We start from the raw sequence: 19,954 nt of genomic DNA, 5'->3' as shown, positions 1-19,954 counted from the left end.
CACCAACAACGGTACGCCAAAATTACAAAGGAGCATCCAAATGGTCGAGCTCTCAATCGGGGATCCCGCACCAACCTTTGACCTGCCCCGCGATGGCGGCGGCTCCGTGTCTTTGGCGGATTTGAAGGGCAAGGCGGTCGTGCTCTACTTCTACCCAAAAGATGACACGCCGGGCTGCACGACAGAGGCGATTGCCTTCACCGAACAGGCTGAAGACTTCGCTGCAGCCAACACAGTCATTTTGGGCGTTTCAAAAGATACCGTCGCCAAACATGAGAAATTCATCGCCAAACATGATCTGGGCGTGATCCTTGTCTCGGACGCCAACGCGGAAACCTGCGAGGGTTACGGCACATGGGTGGAAAAATCGATGTACGGCAAAACCTACATGGGCATTGAACGTGCGACCTTCTTGATTGATCAGGACGGTAATATCGCGCAGATATGGCGCAAAGTAAAAGTGCCCGGCCATTCCGACGCGGTGTTGGAGGCAGCGAAGGCACTCTAGGAACACCAGATGCTGCCACTCCGCGACATGGCGCTTGATGTGCTGACCACAGCCGACGGGCGGGAGAAAACCGCCCGCTCCCGCGCCCACGCAGCCGCGTGGCAAGCCGCACGGTCCAAAGGTGAGAAGCCAGAGATTGGCCGCGTCACGCCGCCCAATTTCCCAGCACGTCCCGAAGCACCCGAACTGCTCGACCCGCGCAACGTTCCAAAGCGCAAACCTGGCAGCGATGCGGGACGCATCGCGATGTTGCATGCCGTGGCTCATATCGAACTCAACGCAGTCGACTTGCATTGGGACATGATCGCGCGTTTCCCCGACATCGAGATGCCCATTGGGTTTTACGATGATTGGGTCAAAGCTGCGGACGAAGAATCAAAGCATTTCAACCTAATGTGTGACTGCCTTGAAGAGCTGGGGAGCCACTACGGCGCCCTCCCCGCTCATGCCGGCATGTGGCGTGCGGCATCTGACACCACGGATGACATCATGGCCCGCCTTGCCGTTGTGCCAATGGTGTTGGAGGCGCGCGGCCTCGACGTCACGCCGGACATGATAAAACTCTTCAAACAGGCCAAGAACACAAGCGCGGTTGCAGCGCTTGACGTGATCTACGCCGAAGAGGTGCACCACGTGGCCTATGGGTCCAAGTGGTTCAACTACCTTTGCGGTCGTGACGGGCTCGACCCTACGCCGGTCTTTCATGACCTCGTGCGCAAATATTTCCACTCCACCCTCAAGCCGCCCTTCAATGAAGAAAAGCGGGCAGAGGCGGGACTGCCGCCCGATTTCTATTGGCCTCTCGCCAATGAGGCTGCGGCTGTGCCGCAGACCTAAGGACAAGCGGCAAAAAGTCGCTTGAGCCATCCAAACGCAACGGATTTTAACCAAATTCGTTGCAGGAATGTGCTGAGGTCTATAAAACTGCCGCGGACGACGTGCTGGGGTGGTGCGCATTCGGGATCGGGACGGACTTTCAAAGTTGAGAACACGACTGACACAACGCATCCATGCACGGCTCGAAGCGTGGTTTCCGGAAAAGCGTCTTTTCCTGCGCTCTGATGAAGAGACACGCTTTATCCGCCTCAAATCCGAAACACAGCTTGTCGCCTGGGCCGGTGTCTCCATCATCGTGGCTTGGACGATTGTGGCGACTGCGATCCTTTTGATGGACAGTATTGGCGCTGGCAATTTCCGCGCCCAAGCGCAACGAGATCAACTGCTTTATGAACAACGCCTGAACGCCTTGTCTGAAGAGCGTGACCTTCGCGCGGGTGAAGCACTCGCCGCGCAACAGCGGTTCAGCACTGCACTTGATCAGATCTCGATGATGCAGACAGAGCTTTTGCGGACCGAAGAGCGGCGCCGCGAATTGGGAGCAGCACTCGATACCGTTCAAACCACGCTGCGCGACACGATGCAGGAACGTGAAGCGGCCCGTGCGGAATTGGCATCCATTGCGGATGCCACCAACGGCCAAGGGAGCGTGGCGCAAACGTCCGAAGTAACCAACGACACGCTTGATCTGCTGGCCACGGCTCTTGCTGACACGGCGGCAGAGCGCGATCAGATCGCCTCAGACGCGGCCTTCGCGCTCGACCATGCGGCAGAACTGGAATTGGAACTGCGACTACTCGAAGAAAAGAACGACCAAATCTTCCGTCAGTTGGAAGAGGCGATGCTTGTGTCCGTCGAGCCACTTGAAAAGATGTTCCGGAACGCCGGCTTGAACCCTGACAGCCTCATCTCTTCTGTGCGTCGCGGATATTCCGGCACCGGCGGCCCACTGACCCCACTGCAATTCTCCACCAATGGGGGGGAGCCTGATCCAGACGCAAGTCGCGCCAATAGGATCATCGACCGGATGGATGAGATCAACCTTTACCGCATCGCGGCTGAGCGTGCACCATTCGATATTCCTGTAAAGGCCAACTTCCGCTACACATCCGGATTTGGCCCGCGCTGGGGTCGGATGCATTCGGGTACCGATTTCGCTGGACCTGTGGGGACACCCATCTATTCCACTGCGGACGGCGTTGTCACACACGCAGGCTGGTCGTCGGGCTATGGCCGCCTCATCAAAATCCAACATGATTTCGGGATTGAAACGCGCTATGCACATTTGAATGCGATTCGTGTGAGCGTCGGCGAAAGAGTCTCGCGCGGCGAGCGAATTGGTGATATGGGAAATTCTGGACGGTCCACCGGACCACACTTGCACTATGAAGTGCGCGTTGGCGGTAATGCCGTCAATCCAATGATCTACATAAGAGCTGGACAAGATGTTTTCTAAATCCAAAATCAATGAACCTGGCCCAGGTGCTGACAATGCGGCAAAGCCGGAAAGCAAGCCAGCGGCGCCTGCCCCATCTTCTGCGCCAGTAACGCCAAAAGCAAAACCACCGGCATCGCAACTTTCTTCTGACTTGCTGATCACCGGCAACCTGAAAACCACCGGTGACATTCAAATCGAAGGTCAGGTCGAGGGCGACATCCGCGCGCATCTTCTGACCGTCGGTGAGGGCGCAACCGTGAAGGGCGAAGTTGTTGCTGACGACGTCGTCATCAACGGCCGCATCGTGGGCCGTGTCCGTGGTTTGAAAGTCCGCCTCACATCCACCGCACGGGTTGAAGGCGATATCATCCATAAAACAATTGCGATCGAAAGCGGCGCCCATTTCGAAGGGTCCGTCCAACGTCAGGATGATCCTTTGTCTACCGGCGGCGGTGCAGCAAAGGCAAAATCAGCCGATTAGCTGAACTTCTCAAGCAAACGGAAAGCGGGCGAGTAGGCCCGCTTTTTTATTGTCCGATCGTCACATCCAGAACGACAGGGTAGTGATCGGTTGGCCATTCCCCATCGAATTTCTGGCGCAGCACAACCGGCTCTCCCACGGGCTCCGTAGCACCGGACAAACCAATGTGATCAATCGCCCTAAACAGGTTTAGCCCGCGATTGAAATAATAAGTCGTCCCGTCGACTTTCAGAAACCGCAGGCCCACATCCTTCAGAACTTTCAACGTGCTCGACCCATGCCTTACGTTGAAATCTCCAACAACCAGAACAGTTTCACCGTCTTCAATCAAACGACGCACCCGCTCGGCCACCAGTTCAATCGATTGGGTTCTGTTAGAGCTGCTTCGGAAATCCGTGTGGATGTTGACGACCCGAAACGCAGCGCCTGATCCCACATCTCTTAACGCCGCCCAAGAGCCCAAAGCTGGAAACGACCCATTGAAGGTTCGCGAATAGATCACATCAGGCATCGTAGAGAAGACGAACCAGCCCTGATCCTCCACCGATACCCTATCCCGTCGATAAAGGATTGATTACGTCGATGGGAAGGCGGCTGGGTTGCCCACCGCGGCGACATCATAGTCCAGATTATTGGCGAGGGACCAATACAACTTCAGGTTCTCGGCGCTCGCCGACCGGTCCCCGAAACTTTCCATCTCCTGAAACGCGATGACATCCGCACCAACGGCTTTGAAGGCCAAGTCAAGCGGCCCCTTCCACCGTTACAAATCCCCAACAGACCACGGGCCAGTAACCTGCGACATGATGCTGTAATGGATGTTGTAAGTTTCAATCCGCAGTGCTTTCGCCGGCGCAGGCGCCAAAGACGCAAACCCAGAATTGCGGATGATCTGCACGCAGGCGGTGAGAGCTATGACCGCCAAGAGTGCAAGAAGATAAAAAAAAACGCTGAAGCATGTCAGACCAAATTGGAACGATATGCCGCAGCACTGCAACCAGACGGGCGCTGCGTCAAACTTGCCTAGTCCTCAGCCTGCGCATCCGCACGGCTCTTACCCGACACATCCAAAGCCAGCGTCGCAGCCATAAACGCATCGAGATCCCCGTCTAGCACGCCTTTGGTGTCGGACGTCTCATGGTTCGTGCGCAAGTCTTTCACCATCTGATAAGGCTGCAGAACGTAAGACCGGATCTGGTTGCCCCAGCCCGCGTCACCCTTGTTTTCGTGCGCCTCGTTGATCGCCGCGTTCCGCTTATCAAGCTCCATTTGATAGAGCCGCGATTTCAACGCTTTCATCGCAATATCGCGGTTCTGGTGCTGCGACTTTTCAGAACTCGTGACGACAATTCCTGTCGGGTTGTGTGTAATCCGAACGGCGGAGTCGGTGGTGTTTACGTGCTGACCACCAGCCCCCGACGACCGATACGTGTCGATGCGGATGTCGGCAGGGTTCACCTCTATCTCGATGTTGTCATCCACAACCGGATAGACCCAGACAGAGCTAAAGGAGGTGTGGCGCTTTGCAGCACTGTCAAAGGGCGAAATCCGCACCAACCTGTGCACACCACTTTCGGACTTAAGCCAACCGTAAGCATTGTGACCGCTGATTTTAAAAGCCGCCGATTTGATGCCTGCTTCTTCGCCCGCTGTCTCCGACTGAAGTTCGACCTTATAGCCCTTCTTCTCCGCCCACCGCACATACATACGCGCCAGCATGGATGCCCAATCGCAGGATTCCGTCCCGCCCGCGCCGGAATTGATTTCTAAGAAAGTGTCGTTGCCGTCCGCCTCCCCATCAAGCAGCGCTTCAAGCTCTTTCTCAGCAGCTTTGGCCTCCAGCGCTTTCAGCGCCTCTTCAACCTCTGACACAACCTCTGCGTCACCCTCCATTTCCCCCAATTCAATAAGGTCGATGTTGTCCTGCAACTCAGTCTTGATGCTCTCATAGCCGTCCAGCGCATCCACCAGCATTTGACGCTCACGCATCAGTTTCTGGGCAGCGTCCGGATTGTCCCAAAGGTTCGGGTCTTCCACCCGCGCATTGAATTCTTCCAACCGATGCGGCGCCGTCTCATAATCCATCCGCTGCGCCAAAAGCTCCAAAGACTTGCGCACGGCGTCAATTGAATTCTGAGTTTCCGCACGCATGTTATCTCTTTTCGGCTGACGTCAAACTTAAAGGATGTGATAGCTGCGCATCCGCAGGTCGGCAAGCAGGCTTAGTACTGCCCACCTGTTGAGAGCGATCCAAACGTGGCCTTTGGACCCACAGTCGCCGTCGCACCAGTGGAGGTCGTCACCTGCCGCGCCTGCTGCGCCACTTCGTCAAAGAGCGGCAAATCAGCCGCCATTGCAAAGCCACCGTCAAAAGTGATGCCAAAGATCGGCTCTTCACCCGCGCGGAAGCACTCAGCCACAACGTTTTCGCCGAATGTGGCATCTGGCAACCGCGCGCCAGTAAAGCGGTCGATGCTGATGAACTGACAATCTTCAGGTGCGCGGAACGCGCCGCTGCCATAGGTTTCAATTGCTTTGGACATGAAGCTGTTGAACACAGGGCCGCAAATCCCGCCACCTGACGCGCGCGCGCCCAGAGACCGTGGCGTATCAAACCCGATGTAGCACCCCGCCACGATGTTGGAGGAGAAGCCAACAAACCATACGTCTTTGGCGTCGTTCGTCGTTCCGGTCTTGCCAGCAATGGGCACGGGCAAATTGATCGCGGATCGCGCCGTGCCACGCTGCACAACACCCTGCATCATCGACGTGAGCTGATACGCAGTGATTTCATTCATCACGCGCTCACGGTTGGACGTGATGTCGGGCAAGTCGCCAGCGGGTAAGTCTACATTACACTCCAGACATGTGCGTTGATCGTGGCGGAAAATCGTCTGGCCATAGCGGTCTTGCACACGGTCGACCAAAGTTGGCTCAACCCGCTCACCGCCATTCGCGAACATCGCGTAGGAGGCAACCATTTGGTACAGGGTCGTTTCATCTGAGCCAAGAGCGGTCGACAAGACCGGGCTCATCCGATCATAGACGCCAAAGTCTTCTGCATAGCTTGCGATAATATCCATTCCCACCTCTTGAGCGAGGCGGATGGTCATCAGGTTTCGTGACTGTTCGATGCCCGTCCTCAGCGGTGTCGGTCCGTAGAACTGATTGGAGGCGTTCTGCGGCCGCCACACACCTTGCGGTGTGTTGATCTCAATTGGCGCGTCCACCACGATAGTTGCCGGCGAATACCCACTGTCGAGCGCGGCGGCGTACACAAACGGTTTGAACGATGATCCGGGCTGGCGGCGGGCCTGTGTTGCGCGGTTGAACGACGAATGTTGGAAGCTGAACCCACCTTGCATCGCCAAGACGCGGCCGGTGTTGACGTCCATCGCCATGAATCCGCCCTGTACTTCTGGCACTTGGCGCAGAGTCCAACCTTCGTCCAGCTTGCTCACATGGATGACATCGCCAACCTCGAAGTTGGCAAACAAATCGCCAGAGAACCAAGCCGTGTCAGATCGCGGTACGGTGTTTCCGCGCGCGTCATCGGTTGCGATCCCTTCGATGCCCAAGATCAGCTGCTGATCCTCAACCGCCAGCACCACAGCTGGATGCCAGTAGCCGCCCAAGAATACATCGCGTGGCACGTCAGCCGCACTCAGCGCCACGCGCCATGCGTCTTCATCCACCAAAGCCTCAGCAGGGAGTTTGACGTCAGACCCACGCCACGCGCCCACGCCACGGTCATATTCCTCCAACGCTTGTTGCAACGCGATGGCGGCTTCTTTCTGCAAACTCGGATCAACGGTTGCACGGATAGAATAGCCTGAGGCTGAGAAATCGATGTCATCCTCGCCAAACTGCCGCGTTAACTGACGCCGCACTTCGGATGTGAAATAATCCCGATCTGGTCGCTGGCTTTGAAAGCTTGGGAAATCGCCATTCTGAACAGTCCGCAAAGGGTCCGCCAACGCGACCTGATATTCCTCATCCGTCAGATAACCGTTCTCGAACATCTCTTTCAGAATGAAATCCCGCCGCTCCAACGCTGCTTCGCGGTTGTTGACGGGGTGGTAGCTATAGGGCGCTTTCGGATGCACGGCAAGGAATGCCGCCTCCGCCGCCGACAGCTCCGTAAGTGGTTTGTTGAAGTAGGACAAAGATGCCGCCGTCACACCAAAGCTGCGCACGCCAAGGTCAATCTCATTGAGGTAAAGCTCAAGGATTTGTTCCTTGCTCATCGCACCATCGATCCGTGCGGCAAGGATGATCTCTTTGATCTTCCGCTCCGCCGTACGTCCGCCATCGAGCAGGAAGTTCTTCATCACCTGCTGCGTGATCGTGGACGCACCGCGCAGGTTATCCCCCCGTGACGCAATCGCTTCATACCCAGCCGCCGCAATACCGCGCAGGTCGTATCCGGCGTGCGTGTAGAAATTCTTGTCCTCGGCAGAGATAAACGCCTGCTTCACAATGTCAGGGATTTCTTCAGCCGGAGTGAACAGGCGCCGCTCCACCGCATATTCGTCAATTATCTGACCTTCTCGGTTGTAAATCCGGCTGATCGTTTTTGGCGTGTACTGCGACAAGACCTCATATGACGGCAGGTCCCGGCCATACATGTAGAACACAGCGCCCACGACAAATGCCGCCATCGCCAGCCCTAAGGTCAGCATCGAAAAGATGCCCCCGAAAAACGATAAGATAAACCGAACCACGGTTGTGCTCACACCTTCATGTCGTTGTGTGTCTTATATGGGGAGCATTTCCTTGCGTCAAAGCCGCAAACAGCCGCAGTCAGCCAAGTTTTTCTGCGCATTTGGGGAGAATTTATGCAGGTCATTCCCGCCCAGCCTCCGCCAACGACTAATCGAGCACTGCCGCGACGATTGCATCCACGATCACCGCCCGCTGGTCGCGGTCTTGGAGTATTGCGCGGTCTCGGTCGCTGGAGAGCTAGCCAACCTCAAATAAAACAGAAGCAAAGTCCGCCGCGTTCAGAACCGCGAGTGGCCCCTGCCGCAATGCATTGCGATAAGCCTGACATCCCGCTCGTGCAGCGCGCCCACCAAAGCGCCCGCAAACCGCTGCCCCTGAGGGCCGGTTTTGGCCCGTGCAAGGTCCATCAAAACAACCGCGACGCGCTCATCCTGTTCGGACAAATCCAGCCCTGCAATGAGATCGCCGCGCTCATGCCGCTCCGCCATTCGCCGCATCCTCAGATAAAGTATGGACCGACCCCCCTCTCGCGCGCGTTCTTCCGCCAAGGCATCCGCTTGGAGTGAAATCAGCAAATCCGCGTCGTTCTGTCCGGCAATGGTCATCCGCTTAGTCAAGGGGACGAATTGGTCTCGATCTCGCGTCAGAATTGCGGTCACGCCGTCTGTCTGGCTCAATGCCTCCGCGACTTCGATCCCCAGGACAGCATGAGGTCCGCTTCCCGCTGGCCACCATGCTCCGCCCCTGGATCAATACCGCCATGCCCAGGGTCAATCACCACCACTGTCGCACCGTCCGCATGCGGTTGTAGTCCGACTACAGGTTCGGTCAGCAGATCGTCCCAGCCTGTCGAAACCGGCGGTCCGGAGCGTTCGACAAACTCTTCTGTGCTGACCGGCACCAAACTCACCGAAAGCTGTGCGACACCCGTTTCATCATCCACTGCACCCGCGACGGCGTTCACCGCAAACGGGCCGCTCAGTCTCAATACCATTCTCAACCATCCGGGGCGGAGCGTGCCGAAATTCACCGCATCAACACGCTCGGATTAGTCCAATTCGTCCGCATCAACGCCGGTCCTATCAACCTCTCGAAAATCCAGAACCAACCGCTCTGGCGCGGCCAATGTGAACACACGGTACGGCACAATCTGGCTCAGTACAAAAGTCACCTGGACACCATCGGTAGTGTCCCTGATCCGAGCGGTGTCTGTGTTCACACGGGCCAGACCAGAAAAATCCTACGCCGCAACAGAACCTGCTTATAGCAGCAAAGGGATGACCCAATGCATCATCTGCGACGCGCCTCCATAAACGCCGTCAGCCGAGCGAGCCCTTCGACCATATCCGCCATCGATCCCGCATAAGAGAAGCGCAACCAATGCCGCCCATCGACATGATCAAAATCCCGTCCCGGCGTTACGGCCACGCCCGCCTCATCCAAAATCTCTTTCGAGAAAGCGAGCGACTCTTCGGTATGCTCCGACACATCGGCATAGATATAGAACGCCCCATCTGGTGGCGCGATCTTGTCAAAGCCAGCCTTTGGCAACCCGTCGAGCAACAACCGACGGTTCTCTGCATAAACAGCCAGATTGCGCTGCAATTCATCGTCACAGTTCATCGCTTCCAACGCCAATCGTTGAGAGGCATGGGATGGACAAATGAACATATTTTGCGCCAACCGCTCCACCCGCCGAACGTGATCTTCCGGCACAACCATCCAGCCCACACGCCAACCGGTCATCGAAAAGTATTTGGAGAAGGAATTGACGACATAGACATCATCCGTTACCTCAAGCGCGGTCACTGGTTTCTTGTCGTAATCAATGCCATGATAAATCTCGTCAGAGATGAACGCCGCCCCTGCCTGCTGGCACGCCTTAGCGAGTTCAGCCAATGCAGGCTTGTCTAACATCGTGCCTGTTGGGTTTGCAGGTGACGCGACAATCAACCCGTCCAACTGATGCTTGGCCACATCCTCGGGCACAGGTTGGAAACGCGCTTCAAGCGTCGTCTCCATCTCGACCGCTGTCAGGCCCACAGCCTTCAATATCTGCCGGTAGGATGGATAACACGGCAACCCGAGCCCTACCCGTGCACCGTTGTCGAACAAAGCCGAAAACGCCAACAGAAACGCGCCAGAGGCGCCAGCAGTGATGACAATCCGGTTCGGATCAAGCGTTAGACCGTACCAATCTACATAAAGCTGCGCGATCCGCTCCCGAAGCTCCGGCAATCCCAAGCCCACGGTGTAGCCCAGCGGATTATCAAGCGATGCCGCAAGTTTGGCCCGCGCCGCCGCTGGCGCGCCAGTTCCGGGCTGACCCACTTCCATATGAATGATGTGCCGTCCCGCAGCCTCCGCTTGACGCGCGGCTTCCATCACATCCATCACTATGAATGGGTCAACATCGCCCCTGTTCGAACTGCGCATGCTCCACCTCCTCTTCCTTCTTCCTAGATGCCTTTCGAACCGATATGACGTCAATGTGTCTTGGCAGCAGGTCACGGATATGTTTTGCCTAACGCACCCCAACCCAAAGGTGCCTTTTCATGCGTTTTCTATTGTCAGTCCTCCTCTTCTTTGCAGCACCCCTGCAGGCGCAAGAGATGACCGATGCCGAAAGGTCCTCCTTTCGGGCAGAGGTCCGCGAATACCTTTTGGAAAATCCAGAGGTGATCATGGAAGCCATCGGCATCCTGCGGGCGCGTGAAGAGCAAGCTAAAGTCCAAGCTGACGTCACAATGGCGCGGGCCAATGCGGATGCGTTGTTCAACGATCCGACGTCTTTCGTCGGTGGCAATCCAGATGGTGACATCACCTTGGTCGAATTCATGGATTACCGCTGTAGCTTCTGCAAACGCGCCTTCCCTGAAACCAAGGAGCTGCTCCACACCGATGGAAACATCCGCTACATCATCAAGGAATTCCCAATTTTGGGTGAACAGTCTGAGCTCGCCTCCCGCTTCGCGCTGGCCGTTCGGAATGTTGAGGGAGATGAGGCTTATGAATCCGTCCATGACATTTTGATGGAGTTTCGCGGCGACGTAACGATTGACAGTCTGACCCGCCTCGCGGTGACGGTCGGGCTCGACCCCGATAGCATCGTTGCCGAAATGAACAGCCCAGACGTGACCCACGTCATCGCGACCAACCGCGCCTTGGCGCAACGGCTCCAAATCACTGGAACACCCACCTTTGTGATGCAAGATCAGATGCTGCGCGGCTATGTGCCGCTCGATCAGATGCAACAGATTGTGGAAGCCATCCGCGGATAAACAAAAGGCGGCAGAGGGCCGCCTTATCATTCAAGTCAATCGCTTGCGCTACTCTTCCAGCGCCAACTGTGCGAGAATAATATCCGCCAAATCCTGATCCCGCGTGGTGTCCGCAGGCTCATAAGACGCAAGCAGATTCACGCTATCGAGCTTAATGTTATCCGTTATTGTCCCATCCGGACCCGCCGGACCGAAAAGTTTGCCGTTTACCGCAAAGTAAAGCGCACCACTGGCCCCCACACGCAAGGTCGCGGGCTCTTCTGTCTGTGGCAGTTCGAACGTCTCACCAGCATTCATGTTGCCCGTGAAGATGATAGTTCCATCAGCCGCCTTCACACGGACCCATGCAGGACGTGCCGCGACCAATACAACCTCCGGAATCGGTGCCTCATTCACCTGAACCGCCGGCGCGATGGGTGATTCGACGGGGTTGGCGACGGCTTCAGCAATCGCCGCGTCAATGCCCGTGACAGGCTCAATCACCCCGAAGGAGCCGGGATTCAAGGTTGAAATCGGCGCATCACGCGCGACCAGAACGGGCACTTGCAAGGGTTGAGGTCTGTACAAGCGGTCCAACGCATCCGCCGATGGCGCGTTCAAGGCCAAGCGATCCTCTTCCGGCTGAACGAGGTCGCTGCCCCCTGCCAATGGATCAAGTGTGGAGGCCACTTGAGGCGTTTGTTCTACAGGTGCCAATTGCACCTTTTGCACTTCTTGCAGGATCGTCCAGCCACCGTAGCCCAGGCCGCAGATCACAGCGATCAAAATCCCGAGAGAGCCAATTGCTCCAGGCTCCACCCGTCCGAACATCGGTTCGTTCGACGGCAGATACGGCGCACCCGCGCTGGCAAAGATGTCGTTGCCGGGCGCAAGGCTCGCAATCACTTCAGACTTTGGCTTGCTCGACGACGCATCCGCCGACATCCCGTGCGCGGTGGCAAAACCGCTTTCCGCACAGAAGGACGTAAATGCCCATTCGGGGTCCATGCCAAGGTAGCGCGCATAGGACCGCACATAGCCCGCGATAAATCCAGGCGTGTCGAAAGCGGAGGGATCACAATTTTCAATCGCTGCAATGTATCCGGCTTTGATTTTAAGCTCGCGCTGAACATCCAGAAGGCTTTTGCCAAGGGTCGCCCGCTCCCCACGCATCAGATCACCAAGGCGCAAATCAAAGGCGTCGAAGCCTTTCGCTTCGACTTGCTCAGCCACATCAGTGCGTCTGAAGCCTTTTCCGATCATGAGCGATCCCGTTAACGCTGCCCCTGACTGTGCCCCGTCGAATCGGAACACTCAGCCTTTATAAGAACTTATCATAAGCGCACCGAAAATGCACCCGCGTTTGACCTATCCGGCAAGTTTGCCACGGTTCAGCGCACAATGGGACCAAAGCGCGTCAAGTGCTTCAACAAGTTGCGTCATCTCCCCCGATCCGTGCACCGGCGACGGAGTGAAACGCAGCCGTTCTGTCCCTCGTGGCACAGTTGGGAAATTGATCGGCTGAACATAAATCCCATGCTCTTCCAACAGCATGTCGGACAGCTTTTGTGTATGCACCGGATCTCCGACGATCAGCGGCACAATGTGCGTCCCGTGATCCACAATCGGCAGGCCAAGACCCTTGAGCCGCAGCTTCAAGATCTTCGCTTGTGTCTGGTGCTGCTCTCGCAACGTGTCGTCTTGTTTCAGAAACTCCACGCTTGCCAAAGCGCTTGCGGCAACGGCTGGTGGCAGTGATGTTGTAAAGATGAACCCCGGCGCATATGATCTTATGGCATCGCACATTTTGGCAGAGGTAGCGATGTAACCACCCATGACACCGTAGGCTTTGGCGAAGGTTCCGTTGATGATGTCGATGCGATGCATCACGCCGTCACGGGCCGCAATCCCTGCGCCGCGCGGACCGTACATGCCGACCGCATGAACCTCATCCAAATAGGTCAGCGCGCCGAATTCCTCGGCCAAGTCACAGATCGCTTCGATCGGTGCTACGTCGCCGTCCATCGAATAAATCGACTCAAACGCGATCACTTTAGGGACGTCGCTATCTTCGGCTTCCAACAACTCCCGCAGATGCGCGACGTCGTTGTGACGGAAGACGCGCTTGGCCCCGCCATTACGCCGCACACCTTCGATCATGGAGGCGTGGTTGAGCGTGTCGGAAAAGATCACGAGGCCTGGGAACAGCTTTGGCAACGTCGACAACGTTGCGTCATTTGCGATGTAGGCGCTGGTGAAAAGAAGAGATGCCTCTTTCCCGTGCAGATCCGCCATCGCGGCTTCAAGCTGATTGTGATAGGTCGTTGTCCCAGAAATGTTGCGCGTGCCACCGGACCCTGCGCCGGTTGCCTCAACCGCGTCCTGCATCGCGGCGATGACAACCGGATGCTGACCCATGCCAAGATAATCGTTGCCGCACCACACGGTAACCTGCGCCTGGCTACCATCTGACTTGCGCCAAACAGCGTGCGGGTAATGGCCACGGGTCCGCTCAATATCGATGAAGGTTCGGTACCGGCCTTCCTCATGCAGTTTGTTCAGGGCCCGATCGAGGGGCGCGTTATAATCCACAACGTGTTCCTTTGGTTCGTCAGAAGCCGCCTTTTCGGCCTACTTTGAATCGTTCTAAGCGTCATATAGTGCCTCTCCCCACCGGGCAATATGGTACAGTTTGACGCCCCCTCTAAACCTTGCGCCCTGCACGAAACTTTTACCTCAATTAAATGACCCCAAAAGTGTCAAAGATTGATTGACGCTGGGCTGAAACATCGCAAGCTAGGCACGACAAAAACCAAAGGCCGCCCCTGATGACACTCGCTCCTGTTCTTGACCGCATTGATGCCGACCTCGACGCTTCGGTCGAACGACTTTTCACATTGCTTCGTGTCCCGTCAATTTCGACCGATCCCGCCTATGCGAAGGACTGCCAGAAAGCGGCGGACATCTTGGTCGACGACCTCAAAAGCATTGGCTTCGACGCCAGCAAGCGCGAGACGCCGGGTCATCCGATGGTCGTGGCGCATGCCGATGGCGAGGGCCAGCATGTCATGTTCTACGGTCACTACGACGTGCAACCCGTTGATCCACTTGAGCTTTGGGACAACGACCCTTTTGATCCCAAACTCGAAGACGCGCCCAAAGGCAAAGTGATCCGAGGACGCGGAACCTCTGATGACAAAGGCCAGCTGATGACCTTTGTGGAGGCGTGCCGCGCTTGGAAAGCGGTGCATGGGAGCTTGCCTGCGAAAATCTCCATCTTCTTTGAAGGGGAAGAAGAATCAGGCTCTCCCTCACTCATCCCGTTTATGAAAGAGAACGCGGAGGAGCTGACTGCTGACATCGCGCTCATCTGTGACACGGGGCTCTACGGTGACAGCACGCCTGCAATCATCACCCAACTGCGCGGCCTTCTGGGTGAAGAAATCAAAATCACCGGCCCCAACAAAGACCTGCATTCTGGCATGTACGGCGGACTGGCGATGAACCCTGCCCGCGTTCTTGCCAAAATCATCGCGTCGCTTCACGACGAAACGGGGCGGATCACGCTGCCTGACTTCTATGACGGCGTGCCGGAACTTTCGAATGAGCTTGCTGCAAGCTGGGACGATCTGAAGTTTGATGAGAAAGACTTCCTCGGTGACGTGGGCCTAAGCCTCCCTGCTGGTGAACAAGGTCGCCGCCCGTTGGAGATGATCTGGTCGCGCCCAACCTGCGAGGTCAACGGCATGACCTCCGGCTACACCGGTGAGGGTTTCAAAACTGTCCTGCCCTCCGAGGCTTCTGCAAAAATCAGTTTCCGCCTCGTCGGGCGACAAGACCCGCTGAAGATCCGTGAAAACTTCCGCAAAATGGTATCCGACATGGTGCCGGAAGATTGCAACGTAACTTTCCACGATCATGGTGCAAGCCCTGCAAGCCAGATGAGCACGACCCATCCAGCCTTTGATCAAGCCCGTAAAGCCTTGACAGATGAATGGCCAAACGCGGCCACCTTCGTCGGCTGCGGCGGCTCGATCCCAATCGCTGGTCATTTCAAAAAATACCTTGGCATGGATGCGATGCTGGTCGGGTTCGGCAAGGACGACGATCAGATCCACAGCCCAAACGAAAAGTACGACCTCTCCAGCTTCCATAAAGGTATTCGAAGCTGGGCGCGCATTCTGCATAAGATGTCGTCTGACGGCTGATTCAGCACGCGCATGTGCGCACGGCGTACATACGCCCTGTGTACGAACGGTGTACTAATATTTTAATGGAGAACTGGCGCGGTTGACGGGGCTCGAACCCGCGACCCCCGGCGTGACAGGCCGGTACTCTAACCAACTGAGCTACAACCGCGCGTGAAGGGTGGAGTAGGCTAAGGGTGCTGGGGCGTCAAGTCAGAAAGTGCGCATTTCAGCCTAGAATTTTCGTCATGGCTTTGTGGCCGACGACTCAAATACCAAACACTCCAAAAACATCACCCAATTGCGTTCGCTGAGGCAAGTATGAGAGCGTTTAACTGTTCGGGCAAGATTTGAGGCAGGGACTGCTCAAAAGTGGTAAGAACCACCCTACCGCAACATTGGAATGTGTGTCCCGAAACTAAATAACAACCCCAGTTTCGGCGAAAACTAATTGAAAATCTGATAGTTAAAATGGATCACCGTTCTTACCGCCAAGGGGCGTTCACCTAAAGGTCGAGTTACTGCCCTGAGGAAATCCAGCCCAAGTTGCTGCATTCTGATGACACGTGACTGAAGGAACATGTTCAAATGTACAAGTCTGAGCGCCAACTGCTCAAAAGGACGGCACATCAGCAGCATGGTGCCGCTTCGTAATCGCAAAGTGAGGGAAAGTGGTGGGTCGTGAGAGGCTCGAACTCCCGACATCTTCGGTGTAAACGAAGCGCTCTACCAACTGAGCTAACGACCCGTCTGGCGGGGTACTACTGGATGCATTTGCGCATTGCAAGCATCAAACAATCTCTTTTTGCACCCCATCTTTGAGATGAAACAAATTCCCCTGTCCACCTGCGATCTTACCCAATTCAGAGCGCCCCAAACCTAAGACGATCGTGCGCAACATGCGCGACGTAATCCCATGCGTGACAAGGACAGATGGCCCCGTCAAATCATTTAGAAACGCGCGGCAGCGCGACTCCAACGCATCAAACCCTTCGCCCCCTGGCGCCTGCTCGTACATGACAATCGGGCCATCAGGACCATCCGCTAAATCGCCATCCACCCTCAACTCTGATCGAAGCAGCCCCGACCAAGCGCCGACCTCAATCTCCCGTAAGCGCTCATCGGTCCGGACGCGTCCCATGAGGGGTGCAACCGCGATCCCCGCTGTTTGAAACGCGCGCCCTTGCGGGCTGCAATACGCAGTCCAATCGCTCACATTCATCTGTTCTAACAGCGCACCCTGTTGGCGCGCCTGTAATTGACCTTTCTCCGTCAATTCGGAATTCAACGCCCCCTGCATGCGCTTCTCCCGATTCCAAACGGTTTCCCCGTGGCGAAGAACAATAAGCTCTGGATATGTGTTGGTCATGGGTCCGTCGGTTTAGGCGCCGTCATCTGACAAGGCTTTTCGGCGGAGCTTTAGCGTATGGACCACCGCTCCGGAAGCCAGTTCCTTAGTCTTAATCTGCCGGAGCTTGCCAAGCGGCATTGCATTCAAGTCTCGCCCGTCTGCCATCGCTTGCGCCATCGCGGCGAGTGATGCTTCCACAACAGCCTTCACATCGTCGCTTCAGACCCGTCACCTCTGTCACTTGCGCGATTAAATCCGCTTTCTTGAACGGTTCCTCCGTCACCATGTCAGTGGCTGGAGGGACCGCTTAAGCTTCAAACTGGTCCGCAACAGCGATGGCCGAGCCCTTGGTTTTGGGACGCGCAGTATTCCGACTCACCACTACTTCGGCTTCGTTTTCTTTGTCTTAGTCATGTTCCCGCATCATTGCTTTGTGCTTTTTCTACCCCAATTCTGCACTTGATGACCATAATTATGAGATTTTGGTTCGAAAATAGGCACAAATCTCTTGCCCAACCCAATTCATTCATTAGCATTTCTTCTACCTCTCGGGGGCAGAACAATTGATGGGCGCGCTGCTCATGACCCTCGTTCGGGCGGTATATAAGTGATCAAGGAGATCAAAATGAAATTTGTTAAACTTGCTGCTGCAGCCATCGCTGTTTCCGCGACAACTGCCACTGCTGGTGGTATGGCAGACACTGTTGTCGAGCCAATATTGGTTGAACCTATGATGGAGCCTACGAGCTCTCTTGGCGGCTTGATTGTTCCTGCAATCTTGCTTGCATTGATTGCTATCGCCGCGACTGCTGAGTCCGACAGCGACTCATAAGTCCGATAGCGACACGGCAACAGACAGCTAAGTCGTCCATCCGACATAGAAGTTTCGGCAGACTCGGATTCGGGTCTGCCGCTGATAACGTAGTTTAAAGCCTTCACTTTCTGCGATTGCTGGATAACGCGCGCTAAAAATAGCGTCCAACCTGTGGTTTCAATGCCTCACCCCCCCTTTGATCGTCAGCAAAACTTGCTTTGACAAATGCCGGCGCTTGTTTTTCGCGTCTTACCAATCCATAAAATAATTAACTGATTATGGGGCCACATTACGCCGGCTCGCTGTCGGCACCCTCGTAGTCCAGTTCACAGTTTCGACTATCAAGGAGATCGATATGACTTTCGTTAAACTCGCTGCTGCAGCTGCTCTGGCTGTTTCTGCAACTACTGCGACTGCTGGTGGCCTGGCTCCAGAAGTCGTGGAAGCACCTGTTGTTGTTGTTGACGCACCAGCACCAACATCCTCCCTGGCCGGCCTGATCGTTCCTGCGATCCTGCTGGCTCTGATTTTTGTCGCAGCAACCGCTGAAGACGACAGCATGAGCGACTAAGACTTACTGGCCATCTGGCTGAGAAAGGGCACGTCTCGGCGTGCCCTTTTCTTTTGCGTGGTTGGTGAAGCCGTCCTAGTGGACGCCTGCACCTACTACGCCATTGCTGTCCTTGGACGCTGCAACCCGCGCTTCCTCAGCAGCCTCATCCCATTCGATCGATGTCGGCTCTGACACCAGCGCGAGTTTCAGGACCTCTGACACATGCGTCACTGGGATGATCTCCAAGCCATCTTTCACATTGTCTGGAATGTCCGGCAGATCTTTCGCATTCTCTTCTGGGATCAGCACGGTTTTGATGCCACCGCGCAGCGCGGCCAGCAGCTTTTCCTTCAGGCCACCAATCGGCATCGCATTCCCGCGTAGGCTTACCTCACCCGTCATCGCGATGTCTTTGCGCACGGCAATACCGGTCATGACGGAAACTATAGAGGTCACCATAGCCAGGCCAGCAGACGGACCATCCTTGGGCGTTGCTCCGTCCGGCACGTGCACGTGGATGTCGATCGCGTCGAATTTTGGCGGTTTGACACCAATCTCTGGCGCGATGGAGCGGACATAGGAAGAGGCCGCATCAATCGACTCCTTCATCACGTCACCCAACTTGCCGGTTGTCTTCATCCGGCCTTTTCCGGGTAGGCGCAACGCTTCGATGTTGAGCAACTCACCCCCAACAGAGGTCCATGCAAGGCCTGTGACCACACCAACCTGATCTTCCTTCTCGGCAAGACCAAAGCGATGCTTTTCGACCCCGAGGTAGTCATTAAGATTGTCCTCAGTTACGGAAATCACATCGGCGTCTTTCTTCACAATCTTCGTGACCGCTTTCCGTGCGACCTTCGCAAGTTCACGCTCCAAATTCCTGACGCCCGCCTCTTTCGTATAAAGGCGGATCGCCTTTGTCAGAGCTTCGTCTGAGATGAAGAATTCCTTCTCCTTCAGCCCGTGATTCTTCAGAACCTTGGGTAGCAAATGCTGACGCGCAATCTCCCGTTTCTCATCCTCGGTGTAGCCCGCGAGGGAGATAATCTCCATCCGGTCCAACAGAGGTCCCGGCATGTTGTAGGAGTTTGCAGTGGTCAGGAACATCACGTTCGACAGGTCGTATTCCACCTCAAGATAGTGGTCGACGAAGGTCGCGTTCTGTTCCGGATCAAGCACCTCAAGCATCGCCGAGGCTGGATCGCCACGGAAATCCTGACCCATCTTGTCGATCTCATCGAGCAGGATCAGAGGGTTTGTGGTTTTCGCCTTTTTCAACGCCTGAATAATCTTGCCAGGCATGGAGCCGATGTAAGTCCGACGGTGGCCACGGATCTCAGATTCGTCCCGCACACCACCAAGCGAAATTCGAATGAATTCACGGCCTGTGGCTTTGGCAACGGACTTACCCAGCGATGTCTTACCAACACCCGGAGGGCCGACAAGGCACATGATCGGCCCTTTCAGCTTTTTGGAGCGTTGCTGCACGGCAAGATACTCAACGATCCGCTCTTTAACCTTCTCAAGGCCATAGTGATCGTTGTCCAAAATCTCTTGCGCGCGGTTTAGGTCCTTCTTGGTGCGTGATTTAACACCCCAAGGCACGCCCAACACCCAGTCAAGGTAATTACGCACAACTGTGGCTTCCGCCGACATCGGCGACATGTTTTTCAGCTTTTTCAGCTCGGCATCGACCTTTTCCTTGGCTTCTTTGGAAAGCTTGGTCTCTGCAATCTTGGCTTCAAGCTCTTCAACCTCGTTCTGGCCTTCTTCGCCGTCGCCAAGTTCCTTCTGAATGGC

Annotated in this window: 21 protein-coding genes and 2 tRNA genes; 8 read left to right on the top strand and 15 right to left on the bottom strand. The window is 55.8% G+C overall.

Annotated elements, in window-relative coordinates; translation table 11 throughout:
• Positions 1-40: 40 nt before the first annotated feature.
• The 4 genes from bcp (at position 41) to ACTF5F_RS06530 (ending at position 3,264) form a co-directional block, all read left to right on the top strand.
• Complete coding sequence (gene bcp, locus ACTF5F_RS06545) at positions 41-508, top strand: thioredoxin-dependent thiol peroxidase (RefSeq protein ID WP_438956069.1); 468 nt, start codon at positions 41-43, stop codon at positions 506-508.
• Positions 509-517: 9 nt separating this feature from the next.
• Entirely contained in the window at positions 518-1,345 is an 828-nt protein-coding gene (locus tag ACTF5F_RS06540; RefSeq protein WP_438956068.1) for a ferritin-like domain-containing protein, read from the top strand.
• 145 nt (positions 1,346-1,490) lie between these two features.
• Positions 1,491-2,801, top strand: a complete 1,311-nt coding sequence (locus ACTF5F_RS06535) for a DUF5930 domain-containing protein (protein WP_438956067.1) — start codon at positions 1,491-1,493, stop codon at positions 2,799-2,801.
• Entirely contained in the window at positions 2,791-3,264 is a 474-nt protein-coding gene (locus ACTF5F_RS06530) for a bactofilin family protein (RefSeq protein ID WP_438956066.1), read from the top strand. The genes ACTF5F_RS06535 and ACTF5F_RS06530 overlap by 11 nt, the downstream gene beginning before the upstream one ends.
• A 46-nt stretch (positions 3,265-3,310) precedes the next feature.
• Here ACTF5F_RS06530 and ACTF5F_RS06525 read toward each other — a convergent pair whose 3' ends face one another.
• The 8 genes from ACTF5F_RS06525 to ACTF5F_RS06490 form a co-directional block, all read right to left on the bottom strand.
• Positions 3,311-3,835 carry an endonuclease/exonuclease/phosphatase family protein gene (locus ACTF5F_RS06525; protein WP_438956094.1) on the bottom strand — a complete coding sequence of 175 codons (525 nt, stop codon included), beginning with the start codon at positions 3,833-3,835 and terminating at the stop codon, positions 3,311-3,313.
• 3 nt (positions 3,836-3,838) lie between these two features.
• Positions 3,839-4,006 (bottom strand): hypothetical protein, encoded by a 168-nt coding sequence (locus ACTF5F_RS06520; RefSeq protein ID WP_438956065.1) that lies wholly within the window; start codon positions 4,004-4,006, stop codon positions 3,839-3,841.
• 281 nt (positions 4,007-4,287) lie between these two features.
• A complete protein-coding gene (gene prfB, locus ACTF5F_RS06515; protein ID WP_438956064.1) occupies positions 4,288-5,415 on the bottom strand; it encodes a peptide chain release factor 2 in 1,128 nt (375 codons plus the stop codon).
• A 71-nt stretch (positions 5,416-5,486) separates the two neighbouring features.
• A complete protein-coding gene (locus ACTF5F_RS06510; protein WP_438956063.1) occupies positions 5,487-7,988 on the bottom strand; it encodes a penicillin-binding protein 1A in 2,502 nt (833 codons plus the stop codon).
• 279 nt (positions 7,989-8,267) lie between these two features.
• Positions 8,268-8,648: an N-acetylmuramoyl-L-alanine amidase gene (locus ACTF5F_RS06505; RefSeq protein WP_438956062.1), complete on the bottom strand. Its 381-nt coding sequence runs from the start codon at positions 8,646-8,648 to the stop codon at positions 8,268-8,270.
• A 14-nt stretch (positions 8,649-8,662) separates the two neighbouring features.
• Positions 8,663-8,983, bottom strand: coding sequence for a hypothetical protein (locus ACTF5F_RS06500; protein WP_438956061.1), 321 nt, complete (start codon positions 8,981-8,983; stop codon positions 8,663-8,665).
• Between the two features lie 54 nt (positions 8,984-9,037).
• Entirely contained in the window at positions 9,038-9,160 is a 123-nt protein-coding gene (locus ACTF5F_RS06495) for a hypothetical protein (RefSeq protein WP_438956060.1), read from the bottom strand.
• A gap of 119 nt (positions 9,161-9,279) precedes the next feature.
• A complete protein-coding gene (locus tag ACTF5F_RS06490) occupies positions 9,280-10,425 on the bottom strand; it encodes a pyridoxal phosphate-dependent aminotransferase (protein ID WP_438956059.1) in 1,146 nt (381 codons plus the stop codon).
• A 119-nt stretch (positions 10,426-10,544) separates the two neighbouring features.
• Between ACTF5F_RS06490 and ACTF5F_RS06485 the strand changes: the two genes are divergently transcribed.
• On the top strand, positions 10,545-11,270 hold the full coding sequence (locus tag ACTF5F_RS06485; protein ID WP_438956058.1) for a DsbA family protein: 726 nt from the start codon (positions 10,545-10,547) through the stop codon (positions 11,268-11,270).
• A 48-nt stretch (positions 11,271-11,318) separates the two neighbouring features.
• Here the strand turns inward: ACTF5F_RS06485 and ACTF5F_RS06480 are convergent, their stop codons facing one another.
• Both ACTF5F_RS06480 and hemA read right to left on the bottom strand, forming a co-directional pair.
• A complete protein-coding gene (locus ACTF5F_RS06480; RefSeq protein WP_438956057.1) occupies positions 11,319-12,512 on the bottom strand; it encodes a helix-turn-helix domain-containing protein in 1,194 nt (397 codons plus the stop codon).
• Positions 12,513-12,617: 105 nt separating this feature from the next.
• The gene (gene hemA, locus ACTF5F_RS06475) at positions 12,618-13,841 is read right to left on the bottom strand and encodes a 5-aminolevulinate synthase (protein WP_438956056.1); all 1,224 of its coding nucleotides are present in this window, start codon (positions 13,839-13,841) and stop codon (positions 12,618-12,620) included.
• Positions 13,842-14,077: 236 nt separating this feature from the next.
• On the opposite strand from hemA, the gene ACTF5F_RS06470 reads away from it, so the two are divergent.
• On the top strand, positions 14,078-15,457 hold the full coding sequence (locus tag ACTF5F_RS06470) for a M20/M25/M40 family metallo-hydrolase (protein ID WP_438956055.1): 1,380 nt from the start codon (positions 14,078-14,080) through the stop codon (positions 15,455-15,457).
• A gap of 74 nt (positions 15,458-15,531) precedes the next feature.
• Here ACTF5F_RS06470 and ACTF5F_RS06465 read toward each other — a convergent pair.
• From ACTF5F_RS06465 to ACTF5F_RS06450, 4 genes are all read right to left on the bottom strand, one after another.
• Positions 15,532-15,608 (bottom strand) — tRNA-Asp (locus ACTF5F_RS06465).
• Between the two features lie 500 nt (positions 15,609-16,108).
• Positions 16,109-16,184: transfer RNA gene (locus ACTF5F_RS06460), tRNA-Val, on the bottom strand.
• Between the two features lie 42 nt (positions 16,185-16,226).
• The gene (locus tag ACTF5F_RS06455) at positions 16,227-16,805 is read right to left on the bottom strand and encodes a histidine phosphatase family protein (RefSeq protein ID WP_438956054.1); all 579 of its coding nucleotides are present in this window, start codon (positions 16,803-16,805) and stop codon (positions 16,227-16,229) included.
• A 12-nt stretch (positions 16,806-16,817) separates the two neighbouring features.
• Entirely contained in the window at positions 16,818-16,997 is a 180-nt protein-coding gene (locus ACTF5F_RS06450) for a hypothetical protein (protein ID WP_438956053.1), read from the bottom strand.
• A 415-nt stretch (positions 16,998-17,412) separates the two neighbouring features.
• Between ACTF5F_RS06450 and ACTF5F_RS06445 the strand changes: the two genes are divergently transcribed.
• Positions 17,413-17,619, top strand: a complete 207-nt coding sequence (locus ACTF5F_RS06445) for a hypothetical protein (RefSeq protein WP_438956052.1) — start codon at positions 17,413-17,415, stop codon at positions 17,617-17,619.
• A 337-nt stretch (positions 17,620-17,956) separates the two neighbouring features.
• The gene (locus ACTF5F_RS06440) at positions 17,957-18,172 is read left to right on the top strand and encodes a hypothetical protein (protein ID WP_438956051.1); all 216 of its coding nucleotides are present in this window, start codon (positions 17,957-17,959) and stop codon (positions 18,170-18,172) included.
• Between the two features lie 75 nt (positions 18,173-18,247).
• Here the strand turns inward: ACTF5F_RS06440 and lon are convergent.
• A partial coding sequence (gene lon, locus ACTF5F_RS06435; RefSeq protein WP_438956050.1) for an endopeptidase La occupies positions 18,248-19,954 on the bottom strand: 1,707 nt, incomplete at its 5' end.

Origin of the sequence: Cognatiyoonia sp. (assembly GCF_965661665.1) — a bacterium.
Lineage (GTDB): Bacteria > Pseudomonadota > Alphaproteobacteria > Rhodobacterales > Rhodobacteraceae > Cognatiyoonia.
Note: the sequence above shows the minus strand (reverse complement) of the source record. Positions and strands in the feature narration are given on the sequence as shown.

What these genes read in the sequence shown, in the direction of transcription:
- ACTF5F_RS06540 (WP_438956068.1), top strand. Translation starts at nt 518, where the DNA reads ATGCTGCCACTCCGCGACATGGCGCTTGATGTGCTGACCACAGCCGAC.
- ACTF5F_RS06485 (WP_438956058.1), top strand. Translation starts at nt 10,545, where the DNA reads ATGCGTTTTCTATTGTCAGTCCTCCTCTTCTTTGCAGCACCCCTGCAG.
- bcp (WP_438956069.1), top strand. Translation starts at nt 41, where the DNA reads ATGGTCGAGCTCTCAATCGGGGATCCCGCACCAACCTTTGACCTGCCC.
- ACTF5F_RS06470 (WP_438956055.1), top strand. Translation starts at nt 14,078, where the DNA reads ATGACACTCGCTCCTGTTCTTGACCGCATTGATGCCGACCTCGACGCT.
- ACTF5F_RS06530 (WP_438956066.1), top strand. Translation starts at nt 2,791, where the DNA reads ATGTTTTCTAAATCCAAAATCAATGAACCTGGCCCAGGTGCTGACAAT.
- ACTF5F_RS06445 (WP_438956052.1), top strand. Translation starts at nt 17,413, where the DNA reads ATGAAATTTGTTAAACTTGCTGCTGCAGCCATCGCTGTTTCCGCGACA.
- ACTF5F_RS06440 (WP_438956051.1), top strand. Translation starts at nt 17,957, where the DNA reads ATGACTTTCGTTAAACTCGCTGCTGCAGCTGCTCTGGCTGTTTCTGCA.
- ACTF5F_RS06500 (WP_438956061.1), bottom strand. Translation starts at nt 8,983, where the DNA reads ATGGTATTGAGACTGAGCGGCCCGTTTGCGGTGAACGCCGTCGCGGGT.
- ACTF5F_RS06455 (WP_438956054.1), bottom strand. Translation starts at nt 16,805, where the DNA reads ATGACCAACACATATCCAGAGCTTATTGTTCTTCGCCACGGGGAAACC.
- prfB (WP_438956064.1), bottom strand. Translation starts at nt 5,415, where the DNA reads ATGCGTGCGGAAACTCAGAATTCAATTGACGCCGTGCGCAAGTCTTTG.
- ACTF5F_RS06490 (WP_438956059.1), bottom strand. Translation starts at nt 10,425, where the DNA reads ATGCGCAGTTCGAACAGGGGCGATGTTGACCCATTCATAGTGATGGAT.
- ACTF5F_RS06480 (WP_438956057.1), bottom strand. Translation starts at nt 12,512, where the DNA reads ATGATCGGAAAAGGCTTCAGACGCACTGATGTGGCTGAGCAAGTCGAA.